General features: G+C 42.9%; 17 protein-coding genes, 1 tRNA gene and 1 pseudogene. 14 read left to right on the plus strand and 5 right to left on the minus strand.

Going from position 1 to position 16,083, the window contains the following annotated elements:
* Positions 1 to 60 precede the first annotated feature (60 nt).
* Complete coding sequence (locus tag AACX68_RS03875; RefSeq protein WP_228858412.1) at positions 61 to 783, plus strand: type 1 glutamine amidotransferase; 723 nt, start codon at positions 61 to 63, stop codon at positions 781 to 783.
* Between the two features lie 66 nt (positions 784 to 849).
* Here the strand turns inward: AACX68_RS03875 and AACX68_RS03880 are convergent, their stop codons facing one another.
* Both AACX68_RS03880 and ygfZ read right to left on the minus strand, forming a co-directional pair.
* Positions 850 to 1,458, minus strand: a complete 609-nt coding sequence (locus AACX68_RS03880) for an HD domain-containing protein (RefSeq protein ID WP_228858413.1) — start codon at positions 1,456 to 1,458, stop codon at positions 850 to 852.
* Between the two features lie 15 nt (positions 1,459 to 1,473).
* On the minus strand, positions 1,474 to 2,472 hold the full coding sequence (gene ygfZ / locus AACX68_RS03885) for a tRNA-modifying protein YgfZ (RefSeq protein WP_228858414.1): 999 nt from the start codon (positions 2,470 to 2,472) through the stop codon (positions 1,474 to 1,476).
* Positions 2,473 to 2,867: 395 nt separating this feature from the next.
* Between ygfZ and sdhE the strand changes: the two genes are divergently transcribed.
* Both sdhE and AACX68_RS03895 read left to right on the plus strand, forming a co-directional pair.
* Entirely contained in the window at positions 2,868 to 3,134 is a 267-nt protein-coding gene (gene sdhE, locus AACX68_RS03890) for an FAD assembly factor SdhE (protein ID WP_099111378.1), read from the plus strand.
* Complete coding sequence (locus tag AACX68_RS03895; RefSeq protein ID WP_228858415.1) at positions 3,115 to 3,555, plus strand: protein YgfX; 441 nt, start codon at positions 3,115 to 3,117, stop codon at positions 3,553 to 3,555. The genes sdhE and AACX68_RS03895 overlap by 20 nt, the downstream gene beginning before the upstream one ends.
* Positions 3,556 to 3,598: 43 nt before the next feature.
* On the opposite strand, the gene fldB is transcribed toward AACX68_RS03895, so the two are convergent.
* Complete coding sequence (gene fldB / locus AACX68_RS03900; protein WP_099111413.1) at positions 3,599 to 4,117, minus strand: flavodoxin FldB; 519 nt, start codon at positions 4,115 to 4,117, stop codon at positions 3,599 to 3,601.
* Positions 4,118 to 4,286: 169 nt separating this feature from the next.
* Between fldB and xerD the strand changes: the two genes are divergently transcribed.
* The 11 genes and pseudogenes from xerD (at position 4,287) to AACX68_RS03960 (ending at position 14,252) form a co-directional block, all read left to right on the plus strand.
* Positions 4,287 to 5,165 carry a site-specific tyrosine recombinase XerD gene (gene xerD / locus AACX68_RS03905; RefSeq protein WP_228858428.1) on the plus strand — a complete coding sequence of 293 codons (879 nt, stop codon included), beginning with the start codon at positions 4,287 to 4,289 and terminating at the stop codon, positions 5,163 to 5,165.
* A 74-nt stretch (positions 5,166 to 5,239) separates the two neighbouring features.
* Positions 5,240 to 5,941: a bifunctional protein-disulfide isomerase/oxidoreductase DsbC gene (gene dsbC, locus AACX68_RS03910; RefSeq protein WP_228858416.1), complete on the plus strand. Its 702-nt coding sequence runs from the start codon at positions 5,240 to 5,242 to the stop codon at positions 5,939 to 5,941.
* A gap of 83 nt (positions 5,942 to 6,024) precedes the next feature.
* A complete protein-coding gene (gene recJ, locus AACX68_RS03915) occupies positions 6,025 to 7,758 on the plus strand; it encodes a single-stranded-DNA-specific exonuclease RecJ (protein WP_228858417.1) in 1,734 nt (577 codons plus the stop codon).
* Positions 7,759 to 7,972: 214 nt separating this feature from the next.
* A protein-coding gene (gene prfB, locus AACX68_RS03920; protein WP_228858418.1) for a peptide chain release factor 2 occupies positions 7,973 to 9,071 on the plus strand; the annotation gives its coding sequence in 2 pieces (ribosomal slippage) (positions 7,973 to 8,047 and positions 8,049 to 9,071; 1,098 coding nt in all).
* Between the two features lie 9 nt (positions 9,072 to 9,080).
* Positions 9,081 to 10,595: a lysine--tRNA ligase gene (gene lysS / locus AACX68_RS03925; protein ID WP_228858419.1), complete on the plus strand. Its 1,515-nt coding sequence runs from the start codon at positions 9,081 to 9,083 to the stop codon at positions 10,593 to 10,595.
* Between the two features lie 170 nt (positions 10,596 to 10,765).
* A tRNA-Gly gene (locus tag AACX68_RS03930) sits at positions 10,766 to 10,838 on the plus strand.
* A gap of 286 nt (positions 10,839 to 11,124) precedes the next feature.
* A complete protein-coding gene (locus AACX68_RS03935; RefSeq protein ID WP_228858420.1) occupies positions 11,125 to 11,820 on the plus strand; it encodes an aspartate/glutamate racemase family protein in 696 nt (231 codons plus the stop codon).
* 249 nt (positions 11,821 to 12,069) lie between these two features.
* Positions 12,070 to 12,864, plus strand: a pseudogene (locus tag AACX68_RS20060) (DUF2829 domain-containing protein).
* A gap of 271 nt (positions 12,865 to 13,135) precedes the next feature.
* Complete coding sequence (locus AACX68_RS03950; protein ID WP_339389273.1) at positions 13,136 to 13,312, plus strand: hypothetical protein; 177 nt, start codon at positions 13,136 to 13,138, stop codon at positions 13,310 to 13,312.
* Between the two features lie 50 nt (positions 13,313 to 13,362).
* Positions 13,363 to 13,797 (plus strand): lysozyme, encoded by a 435-nt coding sequence (locus AACX68_RS03955; protein ID WP_228858423.1) that lies wholly within the window; start codon positions 13,363 to 13,365, stop codon positions 13,795 to 13,797.
* Positions 13,794 to 14,252 (plus strand): lysis protein, encoded by a 459-nt coding sequence (locus tag AACX68_RS03960; RefSeq protein ID WP_228858424.1) that lies wholly within the window; start codon positions 13,794 to 13,796, stop codon positions 14,250 to 14,252. The genes AACX68_RS03955 and AACX68_RS03960 overlap by 4 nt, the downstream gene beginning before the upstream one ends.
* A 214-nt stretch (positions 14,253 to 14,466) precedes the next feature.
* On the opposite strand, the gene AACX68_RS03965 is transcribed toward AACX68_RS03960, so the two are convergent.
* Positions 14,467 to 14,640 carry a hypothetical protein gene (locus AACX68_RS03965; RefSeq protein WP_228858426.1) on the minus strand — a complete coding sequence of 58 codons (174 nt, stop codon included), beginning with the start codon at positions 14,638 to 14,640 and terminating at the stop codon, positions 14,467 to 14,469.
* 587 nt (positions 14,641 to 15,227) lie between these two features.
* Positions 15,228 to 15,380 (minus strand): hypothetical protein, encoded by a 153-nt coding sequence (locus AACX68_RS03970; RefSeq protein ID WP_228858427.1) that lies wholly within the window; start codon positions 15,378 to 15,380, stop codon positions 15,228 to 15,230.
* Between the last annotated feature and the right edge of the window lie 703 nt (positions 15,381 to 16,083).

Below are 16,083 nucleotides of genomic sequence, written 5' to 3' on the forward strand. Positions count from 1 at the left end.
GGTTTACCTGATTTTAAATTTACAAGAAATAGTTTGATTCTTTTCTAAGGCAATAACGTAATGCGAATTCATTTTGTTGTACATGAGTATTTTGAAGCACCGGGAGCATATGAAGACTGGGCTAAGGCGAGGGGATACCAAATCACATTTTCACGGGTTTATCTTGGGGAAAAATTACCGGATTCACTGGATAATATTGATTTTTTGATAGTGATGGGTGGGCCACAAAGCCCGGCAACCACAATCGCTGAGTGTCCACATTTTGATGCAGCATCAGAGAAGCAGCTTATTTTAAAAGCCATTTCATCAGGTAAAGTCGTTATTGGTGTTTGTCTTGGTGCGCAATTAATCGGGGCAGCACTGGGCGCAGGTTTTGCGAATAGCCCTGAAAAAGAAATTGGTAAGTATCCAATTATGCTCACTGAAGAAGGTCTGAAAAATAACAAATTTAGCCATTTTGGTGAAATGCTTGAAGTAGGGCACTGGCATGGTGACATGCCGGGTTTAACGCCAGATGCAAAAGTTATCGCTTTTAGTGAAGGTTGCCCCAGACAGATTATTGAATATCAAAATCTGGTTTATGCTTTCCAGTGCCATATGGAGCTGACCACAGAGGTGGTTGAGCTACTTATCCAAAACTCAGAAAAAGAACTGAGTAAAGCGAATGAATATAAATTTGTTCAGACACCAGAAGTATTGCGCACTCATGATTATAGTGAGATGAATAATAAATTATTTGTTTTTCTCGATAAGCTGACTGAACAATATCTCATGATGAATTAATACAGATAAATTGCACCGCATATTACGGTGCAATTGAATCGTTTAATTTGTTGTTATTATAAACAATTACTCTTTTAACCAGCCTTTCTCTCTTGCGGCTTCCAGTTGTGGCAGTAAATATTTCCAGAATTCAGGGTAACTCTCAGAAATGAAGCTGAGTAAATTAAAGGCCTGTTCAAAACGAATACCGTTTTCTACCCAGCTTTGACCGTTGTTATGTAGGTTCATCAACACTGGCATGACTCTGTCGAGCATTTTAGCAAAGCATGCTTCCGGTGTTTCTCCATCTTCGTATTCATGCCAAAGTGACAGAAAATGATCTCTTTGCGATTCCGGCAGTAAACCGAAAATACGTTTAGCAGCCTGTACTTCTTGCTCGTGGATGGCTTCACGGGCCGCCAAATCAAACGCGATAACATCCCCTGCATCGATTTCGACAATATCGTGGATCAGTGCCATCTGGATGACACGGCTGATATTTACATTGCCGGCATAGGGCGCAAAACTGATAACTGCCAGTGCAAAGTGCCAGCTATGCTCCGCAGAGTTTTCATGACGCTCATTACTCAGGATCTTTGTTTTGCGGTATACATTCTTTAACTTGTCCAGTTCCATGATAAAGGAAATGACATCGGTAAATGGCCCAAAATCAATAGCGGTTACAGTTTTTGACATAAGAGACCTCAATTATTATTTTTCTTCCAATGAATAGGGTAATGCCTGTATAGAAAGGGAGGAGTGTTCATCCTCACGAACGCGGAATACGCTGTCTGCCCCCATATCATTATTCATGACGACTTGTATCCAGACTGAATCATCGACCAATCTGGCTGAAGCGAGAACTGTACCAGTCCTGCGCCATGTATCACCTAACTGCCACTCCAAATCATCACCAGCCACAGGCAGGGAAGAAGCGTTGCCAGCCAGCCAGTACATGGCCCGCTTATTAGCTCCGCGATATTTAGCCCGGGCTACCATTTCCTGACCGGTATAACACCCTTTCTGGAAATTGATACTGCCTTCAAGAGCCTGAAGATTGGTGGCCTGCGGAATAAATTGCGCACTGTTAGTTTCATCAATAACAGGGAACCCGGCTTCAATTTCCAGCGCCAGCCATTGTGGGCTATTGTTCATCTGTGCCTGAGACTTCTCTACTAACGTTTCTGTTAACTGAGCTGCGGTTGCGTTATCTGTTATGAGAAGAAAACGCTCTGTTGGAAGAGAGAAGTGGAGAAGGGTTGTGGTTTCATGCTGGATAACGGCTGTTTCTGTATCAGGCAGTACCGGAAAAAATGCCGCCAGTGCTTCCCTGCTTCCTGAACCTGCGATACCAAGTAAAATACTTTCTTCATCTTTGGCGAAGGTGACTTTAGAGAATACAGCATATTTCTTCAATTCAGCCAGTTGAGTATCCAATATGGAACGACGTCCGATATAGGCAAAACCTTCTCCGCGATGAAACAGCCGCAGATTACTCCACATCTTACCTTTGGCATCACAGTGTGCGCATAACACATGCTGGTTTGCATCCAGAGAATGAATATCCGCAGTTACCTGACCTTGCAGATATTTTTCGGCATCAGCTCCGATTGCGGTCACTATTGCCCAATCATCAAGGGAAATTAACGTGAGTGGGAGCGTTGCGGAAGGTGATGGGGATTGTGCAGAAAACGGAATTTGGTAAGCCATAACAGCTCCTGCCATAAGCTATCTGAGAAATAACGTTAATGGTAAAAGAGATGAAGCCCAATGCAAAGGGGTTATTCCGGTTATTTTTCTGTTGAATGTTTATTGTTAACCTGTTGCGAAGCCTCTCGCATATTGTAGATATAAAACAGAATCCAGGGCTGTAAATAGTGAAAAACAGTATGGAATCGCTGATAATTATGCCTGAATGTGAAATTTTGCAATCGTGATCATTTTTGTAATAGCGGTAAACTTGTTAACCTTTCACTCTATTCTTACAACCGTTGTTTTTACAGAGGCAACAGTAATTTCTTGTGGTAGAGGTTCTTTGCAGCAATCGAGTAAAAGCTTTACCGCACCAATGGCACGAATGAAAATAATCAAGAGGCTTTTTAAACATGGATATTAACAATAAAGCGCGTATTCACTGGGCATGTCGTCGTGGAATGCGTGAGCTGGATATTTCTATCATGCCATTTTTTGAATATGAATATGATTCTTTAAGTGATGATGAAAAGCATATTTTTGTTCGTTTGCTGGAATGTCCGGACCCTGATCTGTTCAACTGGCTGATGAATCATGGTCGTCCGGAAGATGAAGCGCTTTTCGGTATGGTGCAATTGATCCAAAGCAGAAATCAGGCTCGTGGCCCTGTGGAACAGTAAACTGAGGTTATCCCGCCAGACGCGATGGTTCTCTTCCTGTGTACATGGAATGATTGCGCTGGCTGCTTTATTCGCACCGTGGCCTGCTAAAAACTTTTATTTCGGGTTCCCAGTGCTTGTTATTCCAATCCTTGTCATGATTATGGTGAGTTGGGTACGAAGCCAGAAAAATATTCAACAGTGTCAGGGGCGATTGATACTGTTGAAGGGCAATAAAGTACATTGGCAAAATGCAAGGTGGGAAATGACTCAGCCGCCGTGGTTTAGCCGTTATGGAATGATGCTTTCACTGTGTGCGTTTGAGCAACCGGAAGATTTTCGTCATAAATCTGCTATTCGGTTATGGGTGGCATCAGACAGTATGCCACCGGAGATGTGGCGCTATTTCAACCAGCTGATGCGTCAATATCCCGATACATAACCAATAAAGAATAACTAATCTTATGTCCGGTGGACTTCGGGTATTAAAATAGCGCTTCCATCTCTGCCAATATTTGCATACACCACTGGCTCAGACGTTCGTCAGTCTCTTCGAACTGGTTTACATCATCCAGAGCAAGGCCGACAAACTGTTTGCCATCATCAGTCAGTGGTTTTGGGCTGGTGAATTCATAGCCTTCAGTTGGCCAGAAACCAATAAATTGTGCGCCAGTAGGTAGCAGATGGTGATACAGCATTCCCAGCGCATCCAGAAACCATTCACTGTAATCAATTTGATCACCCATACCATACATGGCAACAATTTTGCCTGATAAATCCAGTGATGGAAGTTGATCCCAAATAGCCAGCCAGTCTTCCTGTATTTCACCGAAATCCCATGTAGGCATACCGAGAATTAAGACGGAATACTCTTCCATCAATTGAGGGTCACAATCTTTGACGTTATGCAGGTCAATCAGATCTTCACCAAGAATATCGCGTATTTTTTCTGCTACCATTTCAGTGTAGCAAGTGGTAGAACCGTAAAATAGACCAATTTTCATCATTAATTATCAGTGAATTTTTAATATCAGAAGAGGCATTGTAACAGAAGAATTGCTTTTTCAGGCATAATAGCTGACCGGAAGGCACGGATACAAAGGAGGGCTTGTGCCAAAAAAACATGACTTATCAAAAAATGATGTACCGGAACAAAGCCCGTTACCTGATCCTCTGATAGAACAATTTTTGGATGCGATCTGGCTGGAAAAGGATCTGGCTGAAAATACACTTGCTTCTTATAGGCTGGATTTACAGTGTCTGAATAACTGGTTAGTTCATGGGGGCTATGATTTACTTTCTGTTCAGTCCATTGAATTACAATCATTTTTGGCTGAACGGGTAGATGGCGGTTATAAAGCCAGTAGTTCAGCGCGTTTGTTAAGTGCAATGCGCAGATTATTTCAGTATCTTTATCGTGAAAACATTCGGGCAGATGATCCTACTGTACTTTTATCTGCCCCTAAATTACCTAAGCGCTTGCCGAAAGATTTAAGCGAAAAACAGGTTGAAAACTTGCTGAATACGCCTTCGAGTGACCAGCCGATAGAGTTACGGGATAAGGCAATGCTTGAAGTGCTTTATGCTTGTGGTTTACGGGTATCCGAATTAGTCGGGCTGACATTATCAGATGTGAGTTTGCGTCAGGGAGTTGTCAGAATAGTGGGAAAAGGGAACAAAGAAAGGTTAGTTCCTTTAGGCGAAGAAGCACTGTACTGGCTGGAACAATATCTTGAATATGGACGTCCGTGGCTGCTGAATGGCATAGTATCCGATGTATTTTTTCCCAGTAAACGCGGTACACAGATGACGCGTCAGACCTTCTGGCACCGGATCAAGCATTATGCAGTATTGGCTGGCATTGATTCGGAACGTTTATCCCCCCACGTTTTACGTCATGCTTTTGCAACACATTTAATTAATCATGGCGCTGACTTACGGGTTGTGCAGATGTTACTGGGTCACAGTGATCTCTCCACAACGCAGATTTATACTCATGTGGCAACTGAGCGTCTCAAGGTGCTGCACCAACAACATCATCCTCGCGGATAACTCATTTATAAATAGCGGTTCAACGGACGTTATTTGTGGATAAATTGCGAAGCGGGATGAAAAAGGAACAAAAAATGAAAAAGATTGCGTTTTGTCTTTCCTTAATACTTACTGCTTTTACCGGTAATGTATTTGCTGATAATAGTATGATTAATCAGTCATTATCAAATATGGGCCTCAAAGCAGAAAGTATTAGCCCATCAGGGATTGCTGGTGTAAGTAGTGTTTTAACTCAGCATGGAACGATTTATCTATCCAACGATGGCCATTATATGTTTCAGGGCCCGCTTTACGACATCAGCGGCAAAATTCCAAAGCAAATTGTCAATAAATCTCTGGTGGAAAAGCTGGAAGCCCTGAAAGGTCAGATGATTATTTATAAAGCACCGAAAGAAAAATATGTCGTCACGGTGTTTACAGATATCACTTGTGGTTATTGCCGTAAGCTGCATGAAAACATGAAGGAATATAATGACGAAGGAATTACGGTCCGTTATCTGGCATTCCCGCGTCACGGTCTGGAACACCAGTCAGCTAAAGATATGCAATCAATCTGGTGCAGTGCGAAAGCTAACAAAGCACTGGATTCTGCTTTCAAAGGGGATAAAATTTCACCTATTGAGAGCTGTAAAAAGGATATCGCCAAGCATTACGAACTTGGTTTACAGTTTGGTATCAATGGAACACCGGCAATTGTACTCAAAGATGGTACTCTGATTAGTGGTTTTTTACCGCCAAAAGATTTAGCTAAAGCATTGGCACAGCATGGTGAATAATCACCAGAGTATCTTGCTGTAAGCAAATAATACGTGGTGAATTAAACTCAGTAATCATTAAAATCCAGTGATGAATTAATCCAGTGAATAGAAAAACACAGCTCCGCCGCCGTCCAGCGGCGGATTATAGTCTCCTTCCTGATAGTATCCATCCACTATTACGCCGTCTTTATGTCACACGAGGCATACGTCAGGCTGATGAGTTAGAACGCGGTGCTAAAGGATTACTCAATTATCAGTCCCTCAGTGGTATAGACAGGGCTGTTTCTCTGCTTGTTGAAGCATTACAGCAACATTGGCGCATTGTTATTGTTGGTGATTTTGATGCTGACGGTGCGACCAGTACCGCATTAAGCATTCGGGCGTTACGTGCAATGGGGTATCGAGATCTGGATTACTTTGTGCCTAATCGCTTTGAAGATGGCTATGGCTTGAGTGTGCAGGTTGTAAATGATGTCGTGAAAAAAGGCGCAGATCTGATCATCACAGTGGATAATGGGATCTCTTCCCATGATGGTGTCATGGTTGCACATCAGCATGGGCTTAAAGTGATCGTCACAGATCACCATTTGCCGGGAGAAACATTGCCAACCGCAGATGCCATTGTTAACCCGAATCTGACGGATTGCTCCTTCCCTTCAAAAGCGCTGGCAGGTGTCGGTGTCGCTTTTTATCTGATGTCAGCTCTTAGGGCCGAATTACGTAAAATAGCCTGGTTTGAGCAACAGGGTATTCCTTTGCCCAATCTGGCGGAACTGCTTGATCTGGTTGCGCTGGGAACAGTGGCTGATGTGGTTCCGCTGGATACCAATAATCGCATTTTGGTGTATCAGGGATTGAATCGGATCCGTGCTGGGCGTTGCTGTGCCGGTATCCGGGCATTACTGGAAATTTCTAAACGGGAAGCAGCAAAATTATCAGCCAGTGATTTGGGATTTTCCCTTGGGCCACGGTTAAATGCCGCAGGACGGCTGGATGATATGTCCGTTGGGGTCACGCTGTTATTAACTGACGATATACTTCAGGCCCGGCAGATTGCCTGTGAACTGGATGGGCTGAACCAGACCCGGCGTGAAATCGAGCAAGGAATGCAGCAGGAAGCTTTGCAAATTTGTGACCAGATTGAGCGCACACATACCGAATTGCCTTATGGACTGGCCATTTATCATCCAGAGTGGCATCAGGGAGTAGTCGGCATTCTGGCATCTCGCATTAAAGAACGCTTTCACCGGCCAGTGATTGCTTTTGCTCCTGCGGGTGACGGCACACTGAAAGGCTCGGGCCGTTCCATCAATGGGCTGCACATGCGCGATGCTCTTGAGCGCCTTGATACTTTATATCCCGGATTAATGCTGAAATTTGGTGGTCATGCAATGGCTGCCGGATTATCGTTGGAGCAGGATAAATTTGAGCTGTTTCAGTGCCATTTCTCTGCCTTGGTCGCTGAGTGGCTGGATATAGCACAGCTGGAAGGTGTTGTCTGGAGCGATGGAGAGCTGACACTGGGAGAGCTATCACTGGAGATCGCAGAAGTTCTTCGGGATGGCGGCCCTTGGGGTCAGGCATTTTCTGAGCCGGTATTTGACGGAAAATTCAGGTTGTTGCAACAGCGGATTGTTGGTGAAAAGCATCTGAAAGTCATGATTGAGCCATTAAGCGGAGGGCCAATGCTGGATGGTATTGCTTTTAACATTGACACCAAGTACTGGCCTGATAATAGTGTTAAAACGGTAGAATTGGCTTATAAACTCGATATTAACGAGTTTCGGGGTAATCGTGATGTTCAGCTTTTGATCCAGCACATCTGGCCCTGTTAAATAAGCCAGAGTGATTGCTCGGATTACATCGCCGAAATGATAAGACAAAGCCTGAATCCATTGCCACATAATCAGGTTTGATTATGTGCCAAATCAATTGAAATGCTATAAACCCTGCGTCAGATCCGTTACAATGCACGGTTCGACAATATCTATGGTCATCTTTCTATAAAAACCATCGTTTTTATAAACCACAACGTATAAGACACGAAATATGTTTGAAATTAATCCGGTAAAAAACCAGATTCAGAACCTGTCTGAGCGGACAGCAGTTCTGAGGGGGTATCTTTGACTATGATGCCAAGAAAGAACGTTTAGAAGAAGTTAATGCTGAATTAGAGCAGCCTGATGTCTGGAATGAGCCGGAGCGGGCACAGGCGTTAGGCAAAGAACGTTCATCATTGGAAGGCATCGTTGAAACGATTGATCAGCTTGAACAGGGACTGGAAGATGTGAGCGGCTTGCTGGAGCTGGCCGTTGAAGCTGATGATGAAGAGACTTTCAATGAAGCAATAGCTGAATTGGAACAACTGGAAGAAAAACTGGGTCAGCTTGAATTCCGCCGTATGTTCTCAGGCGAGTATGACAACGCGAACTGTTATCTGGATCTACAGGCTGGCTCTGGTGGTACAGAAGCACAGGACTGGGCCAGTATGCTGATGCGTATGTATCTGCGCTGGGCAGATGGCAAGGGCTTCAAGACTGAAATTATCGAAGAATCTGATGGTGATGTAGCCGGTTTGAAATCCGCTACCATCAAAATCATCGGTGAGTATGCTTACGGCTGGCTGCGTACTGAAACAGGCGTACATCGCTTGGTACGTAAAAGCCCGTTTGATTCCGGTGGTCGTCGCCATACATCATTCAGCTCCGCCTTTATTTACCCTGAAGTTGATGATGACATTGATATTGAAATCAATCCTGCTGATTTGCGTATTGATGTATATCGTGCTTCTGGTGCTGGTGGTCAGCATGTCAACAAGACCGAATCTGCAGTGCGTATTACCCACGAACCGACAGGCATTGTCACTCAGTGTCAGAATGATCGTTCTCAGCATAAAAACAAAGATCAGGCGATGAAACAGTTGAAAGCCAAACTGTATGAGCTGGAAATGCAAAAGAAAAATGCTGATAAACAGGTAATGGAAGAAAACAAATCGGATATCGGCTGGGGTAGCCAAATTCGCTCTTATGTTTTAGATGATTCCCGCATTAAAGACTTGCGTACAGGTGTTGAAACCCGTAATACGCAATCTGTGTTGGATGGTGATTTGGACAAATTCATTGAAGCAAGCTTAAAAGCTGGCCTATGAGGAACTAAAATGTCGCAACAACAGCAGGGGGCTGAGCAGGCTCCTGACTTAAATAACGAACTGAAAACACGCCGTGAGAAACTGGTTACACTGCGTAGCAACGGTATCGCATTTCCTAATGATTTTCGTCGTGAAAACATTTCTGAAGATCTGCATGCAAAATACGATGATAAGACGCAGGAAGAGCTGGAAGCACTGAATGTTGAAGTCACTGTTGCTGGTCGTATGATGACCCGCCGTATCATGGGCAAGGCCTCTTTTGCGACCTTGCAGGATATGGGCGGTCGTATTCAGATCTACGTTTCTCGTGATGATCTGCCGGAAGGCATCTATAACGAGCAGTTCAAAAAATGGGATTTGGGTGACATTTTAGGTGCACGCGGTAAGTTGTTTAAAACCAAAACGGGTGAGCTTTCTATCCACTGTAGTGAGTTGCGTCTGCTGACTAAAGCACTGCGCCCATTGCCGGATAAATTCCACGGCCTGGCGGATCAGGAAACGCGTTATCGTCAGCGTTATCTGGATCTGATCTCCAATGATGAATCGCGCAAGACATTCCAGATCCGCTCCCGCGTTATGGCTGCACTGCGTAATTTCATGGTCAGTAAAGACTTCATGGAAGTCGAAACGCCAATGATGCAGGCTATTCCTGGTGGGGCGAGTGCACGTCCATTCACTACCCACCACAATGCGCTGGATATCGACATGTATCTGCGTATTGCACCAGAGCTTTATCTGAAACGTCTGGTGGTTGGTGGTTTTGAACGCGTGTTTGAAATCAACCGCAACTTCCGTAACGAAGGTATTTCTCCGCGTCATAACCCAGAGTTCACCATGATGGAACTCTACATGGCTTATGCGGATTATCAGGATCTGATCGTTCTGACTGAAGAACTGTTCCGTACCTTGACTCAGGATGTACTGGGAACGACTTTAGTCAAATACGGCGAACAAGAATTCGATTTTGGCAAACCTTTCGTCAAAATGACCATGAAAGAAGCAATCTGCAAATATCGCCCGGAAACCAACATGGCGGATCTGGATGATATGGATAAAGCAGTGGCTATCGCTGAATCTATCGGTATTGAAATTGATAAAGGCTGGGGATTGGGTCGTATTCAGTGCGAAATCTTTGAAGAAACCGCTGAAAGCCACTTAATCCAGCCAACATTCATTACTGAATATCCGGCAGAAGTTTCTCCGTTGGCACGTCGTAATGATGATAACCCATTCATTACTGATCGTTTTGAATTCTTCATTGGCGGACGTGAAATTGGTAACGGTTTCTCCGAGCTGAACGATGCAGAAGATCAGGCAGAACGTTTTGCAGAGCAGGTTCGTCAGAAAGACGAAGGTGATGACGAAGCGATGTTCTACGATGATGACTACGTCACTGCACTGGAACACGGCATGCCACCAACAGCAGGACTGGGCATCGGTATCGACCGCATGGTGATGTTGTTTACTGACAGCCATACCATCCGTGACGTGATCCTGTTCCCGGCTATGCGCCCGAATAAATAATCATTTTTGATTAAAACCTATAATATGCTCTGCTCAGTTAAATGTGCAGGGCGTATTTTTATATATAAGATAAATTGATGTAGTCGAATTAAAATTGAACCGCTTTTAATTGATAAACAGTTGCTGATATTCGGTAAGAAGTATATATTTATTTGCGTTAAATCTCTGATGCGGGTGTAGCTCAATGGTAGAGCAGAGGCTTCCCAAGCCTACGACGAGGGTTCGATTCCCTTCATCGCTCCACATAAACATCTCCCGCAGTCAATTAAAGTCCATTAATCCCATTAAAATCAAAGAATAGTTCAAAATCACACTCTATTATCGTCTACTGTTATCTATTGAAATGCATCCCAATTAGGGGGTATGGTTTTTTTGTTTTCTGATACCCATTAATAACTGAATTAAGGGCTATATAATAAATATTGTTTGTATTAAAAATCCTCAATGATAATGTCATTATCTAATTTATCTTTTATTAAGATTAATTACAAATTTCGGCAAGATCATTTAAAAAAATTGAGGATAATGAATGAAAACAATCGGTATGCTAGGGGGAATGAGCTGGGAATCGACGGTTAGCTATTACCAAACAATTAATCGGAAAGTCAAGGAGGAATTAAAAGGCCTCCATTCTGCTAAGGTATGTTTGTTGAGTGTAGATTTTGATGAAATTGAAAAATTACAACGTTCTTCCCGCTGGAATGAAGCTGCTACGTTATTGAGTGCTGCGGCTAAATCTGTTGAAGCTGGTGGAGCTGATTTTTTGGTGATATGCACCAATACAATGCATAAGATTGCTGATGATATAGAAAAATCCATTTCTATTCCCGTACTTCATATCGCGGATGCAACCGCAGAAGTATTGATTGGTGATGGCATCAATAAAGTGGGTTTATTAGGAACGCGATTCACAATGGAAGAAGATTTCTATAAAGCGAGATTAACTAATAAATTTGATATTGAAGTCATTGTGCCAGACGACGAGCAGAGGGATTTAGTTCATCGTGTCATTTATGATGAGTTATGTGTTGGTGAAATTCGACCAAATTCACGGCAGAGTTATTTGAATATCATCCAAGATCTCTATTCCAAAGGTGCTGAAGCCATTATTTTAGGATGCACTGAAATTGGCTTGCTTGTGAGCCAACTTGATACAAATATTCCATTGTATGATACGGCGGCTATACATGCTGAGAAAGCAGTGAAGATGGCATTGGAAAACTAGGTATTATCGATATCTTTAAAGGCCACAATTACGGCCTTTTTAACAACCAGCACCAAACTTCAAATATACACCTCACTGAATTATGCACTCGACTAACAGATAAACTTTATAATGCGGCACCCTATTTTAAGGCGTATTGATTCTGTTACAGGCTATTCAATTGAGACAAGAACCTGACCTCAGTAATATTAACTGGCTAGTTAGCAGCAGGATGAAATGACCTTTAACGAATAATAAAGTGAGGTGTTTATGTCTGATGTCAATAAGCTGGATAATAAACAATGTCCGTTTGATCCTGAACAATATAATATTGGCGACAACAATATAACTGTGCCGGCCAGCACTTTTTCGTGGGCGCTAAGTTTAGTGTATCTAGGAAAACAGGTACATCGTAGTGGTTGGAATGCCCCTATAGAGCACATACGCCTAGCTTATAAGTCAGAGGTTGGTAATACAGATGACGGAGTTGCTTATATTGAGAAGAGCGATAAAAACGGTTATTGGTCTCGTTGGGTGCCAACTCAAGAAGATTTATTAGCTTGTGACTGGAAATTATTGAAGTCGAGCCTGACAGATAATTGTATGCTGGAATTTGATTTGAATATAGGGACTGGCGCATATGCTGATTTTAAGTATGCGTAGGACTGGGGATATCTTGCTGACGATAAATTTTTATCCGGGCCAAACCATCAGGGGCCTTTTGGTATTTTAACTAATCTCCAAAATAAAACTGAGATTACGAAATTTTCATATTTCGTATGGAGTTTATATGTGTATTCTGATTTTGGACAAATTTATATTAGAGCCTCTTCAGATAACAGTCAGACTGGTTATCAGAAGATGATTGAACTATTTAAAAAAGAACTTACTATAACTGTTAATCATATCAGTTATCATCTTGGCAGCGCTGGACATGATGGTCTAAAAGATCAACAACAATACGAGTTCGTTGGAGCATATTATAGCGATGATGCAAAAAAACTAGGCACCCTACTGAAACAAAACTTAGGTAACACACTGCATTTCTGCTTCAACTGGAAATAAATCTACACACTGAATTCAAGGCTGCTTAATGCGGCCTTTTTGTTTGGACTATATCAAATTAATCCTCGTATTGGTTATGTGTGAAGTTAACTCCACATATAACGACTTAACTCCAACATAAGAAATTCGCCACCGCAATCACTCCCATAACCTCAGTATCTCCTATTGCGGCTGGCATCCTATTCAGACATTCGCCAGTACGGGCATGTGCAGGGCAATGGGCAGTATAGCTTTCACGTATTTTTTGGAACCGACTGACAGGTGCTTACAGATGATTAAGGAAATATACGGTGTGAAGATATTTCCGCTGGTTGTAATGTTTTATCAAGTTCGTCGTTGGTGGGTATTGTGGAATCTGAGAAAACATTGGAGTGAAGACCAAAAGCTTGTGAAGCGTCACCAGCAACATAAATTGACGCGCAGGGTTTTCAATATTGAATGGAATTAATTTTTTATCAAACTTTCAGCGAGAGCCAAACAACAGCGGGGTAATATCTGATGGAAATCAGCAATAAAGGTCTGGAGTGCATTAAGCAATATGAAGGCCTGAAACTGAATGCCTATCCCGATCCGGCAACGGGTAGCATTCCGTGGACAATTGGCTATGGTCATACAAAAGACGTCAAGCCGGGGCAAGTGATAACCGAGCAACAGGCGGAAGCATTCCTGCATGATGACCTTCAGCCTATTTACCTCACCCTTGAATCCTCTGTGAGGGTCTCACTGACTCAGGGTCAGTTTGATGCCCTGTGCTCATTTATCTTCAATTGTGGTGCAGGTAACTTTGTCCGTTCCACCTTACTGAAGAAGCTCAATGCCGGTGACTACCAAGGAGCAGCCGATGAGCTCCAGAGATGGAATAAGGCAGCAGGTAAGGTGATGAACGGTCTGACTAAGCGCAGGGCATCTGAACGCCAGATGTTTTTGTCATGAGACTCAATTTTACCTACGGCGTTATTGTTGCGTTGATTATTGCCTCCGGTGCGGCTTACCTCTATCGCTCTGGATACAAGAAACAGCTCGGTATCAATAATGACCAACTGACCGAAATCCAGCAACTGACCGACCGAATCAACTACCAGAACACGCACATTGACATACTGCATGAACTGGACAAGGCTCACACTCAGGAACTCGCCAATGCCAAGACTGAAATCAACACTCTTCGGGCTGATGTTGCCGCTGGTCGTCGTAAGTTGCGCATCCAAGCCACCTGTCCTGTGTCTGAAACCACTTCCTCCGGCAGCGTGGTCAATGACACCACCGTCGAACTCAGTAGAGAAACTGGACAAGCTGTTCTCGATATCCGAGAAGGCATCATCAACGACCGGGCAAAACTAAGATATTTGCAGGATTATGTTAGGACGCAGTGTGGGAGAGAGAAATGAGTATTGAATCAGAATTGGCTTATCTGTACTCAGCTAGAAACAGGGCGCTGGATATATTGAGTGAGGCTCCTCCTGAACATGTAATTTCAATCCTTAGTTTTGAAGGTCAGCTTGATAAGCTAAATAAGGCCATAGAAAAATTAAAATGTTCGCAGGAGTATGTTAGGACACAGTGTGGGTGAGAGGACGGTGGGAATAAACCGTCCTCTTAGTGTTATTGATGATGTCCGACACATATTCCTCTAAATGGATCTGCAAATATCTTGCATGACTCCTCGCAAATTTTCCTTCCTTTTGCGTCATGAATATAAGCACAGGCAGCATAAGTTTGCATTGAGGCGGAAAGTGTTACGCCTGCCACCAAGCAAAGAAGCAAATATTTTTTCATTTGACTCTCCGTTTATAACGTTATTAACAAAAAATGGATAAGCCTAATTATCTTATCTCTACTGAATAATACGCGAACTGTATTTAACAATTCGTTAACGTTCGAAGCTGAGATCAATATTTCTTTACCCATTCCTTGAGTGGTTAAAGGAATACAGATAACTCATGCTGCCACTTCGTTCTCACCGCGTACCCTACGCATACGAACTGGTGGCATTTTTATTCATAACTGAAAACCACCTCCTGAGGAGGTGGTCAGCAACAGGTTTTGGCTCTGCCTTATTGGTTTTTAGATTTTAAAGTAATAGAAGTGGCAGGGACTTGTTTTTAGGGATTTTAGTACGCCCCTTTGGGGCGAAATCAAAGCCACCTTCTATGAAGGTGGATTTTTACTTGCGACTGTAGAGATATATCTATGGTTAATTTATGTGCTGGGCAAGAGTCATAAACCTATTGCCTTTCAGTGTGTTGCTTGGACACAAGGGGCTGGGAAAACGACTTAATCCCTTGTTTAACTATTCTATTTTGGGCACATCTCTTCAAGTGTATCGAGACGTTTTTGCGCCGGGTTATCGCTGTCTGTCGGTATTAGCTATGATATGTCTCCTTTTCATCGAGCGTACTGACAGAATCAAAAATAACCCATGCCCCTGAGAACAACAGATCATTGTCAGCAACATCCGCTGTAGGCAGGCAAAGTGATGTGACAGCCGGAGAGACGGCAAATTCTAAACAGATCAATTGAGTACCGTCCTTGATTTTATTATAAACAATGCAAATGTCCCGCTTCTCCAGGATTCAATGCGTCGCATTGAGCTACACAGCGCTCATATGCTGCTGGGTCGATCATCTCAGATCTACAAAACCAAGCATAGGTCTGTACTGAAGTAAAAAGAGTCGTCCCCGCGACCAGGGAAAGAAGAAGATATTTTTTCATTTTACTATCCACCCATAACGTGATTATCAAGAAATGGATAAGCCTAATAACCTTATCTCCATCGAATAATAAATGAATAATTCTTAATAATTAGTTAACCATTGAAATTAAAATCAATATTTTTCACCCACTCCCTAAGTGGTTAAAGGAATACGAACAACCTATGCTCCTGAGGAAGACGGGGTATCATCAGCAATATCCGCTGTAGGCAGATGAAGTGATATGACAGCCGGCGAGATGGCCTGTATTGCCGTAATGATTTACGAGTTGTAACGCTGGATAAAAAATTTTCCTACCAAATATTTTCTGGCTCAATTTTCTTAGTACAATCTATCCAGTTATCGATCGTCACAAAATGGATATTAAAAGTGAAAATACCTATTTCTTGATATGAAATTTATTTTTCCATATAAAAGGTTAAAACCACCGACTTTAGTCGGTCAGCTTTAGCTGCGATACTGTGTTGCACGAGAGGTGCAATATGGATTACAGATATGGCAGCCACAC

It is taken from the genome of Xenorhabdus sp. PB61.4, assembly GCF_963894935.1.
In the GTDB taxonomy this organism is placed as follows: domain Bacteria; phylum Pseudomonadota; class Gammaproteobacteria; order Enterobacterales; family Enterobacteriaceae; genus Xenorhabdus; species Xenorhabdus stockiae.

Bases quoted from the DNA above. Each gene is read 5' to 3' on its own strand.
- AACX68_RS03880 (WP_228858413.1), bottom strand. From the start codon at position 1,458: ATGTCAAAAACTGTAACCGCTATTGATTTTGGGCCATTTACCGATGTC.
- fldB (WP_099111413.1), bottom strand. From the start codon at position 4,117: ATGAAAATTGGTCTATTTTACGGTTCTACCACTTGCTACACTGAAATG.
- AACX68_RS03935 (WP_228858420.1), top strand. From the start codon at position 11,125: ATGAAAACAATCGGTATGCTAGGGGGAATGAGCTGGGAATCGACGGTT.
- AACX68_RS03960 (WP_228858424.1), top strand. From the start codon at position 13,794: ATGAGACTCAATTTTACCTACGGCGTTATTGTTGCGTTGATTATTGCC.
- AACX68_RS03950 (WP_339389273.1), top strand. From the start codon at position 13,136: ATGATTAAGGAAATATACGGTGTGAAGATATTTCCGCTGGTTGTAATG.
- AACX68_RS03965 (WP_228858426.1), bottom strand. From the start codon at position 14,640: ATGAAAAAATATTTGCTTCTTTGCTTGGTGGCAGGCGTAACACTTTCC.
- lysS (WP_228858419.1), top strand. From the start codon at position 9,081: ATGTCGCAACAACAGCAGGGGGCTGAGCAGGCTCCTGACTTAAATAAC.
- AACX68_RS03955 (WP_228858423.1), top strand. From the start codon at position 13,363: ATGGAAATCAGCAATAAAGGTCTGGAGTGCATTAAGCAATATGAAGGC.
- AACX68_RS03875 (WP_228858412.1), top strand. From the start codon at position 61: ATGCGAATTCATTTTGTTGTACATGAGTATTTTGAAGCACCGGGAGCA.
- sdhE (WP_099111378.1), top strand. From the start codon at position 2,868: ATGGATATTAACAATAAAGCGCGTATTCACTGGGCATGTCGTCGTGGA.
- ygfZ (WP_228858414.1), bottom strand. From the start codon at position 2,472: ATGGCTTACCAAATTCCGTTTTCTGCACAATCCCCATCACCTTCCGCA.
- dsbC (WP_228858416.1), top strand. From the start codon at position 5,240: ATGAAAAAGATTGCGTTTTGTCTTTCCTTAATACTTACTGCTTTTACC.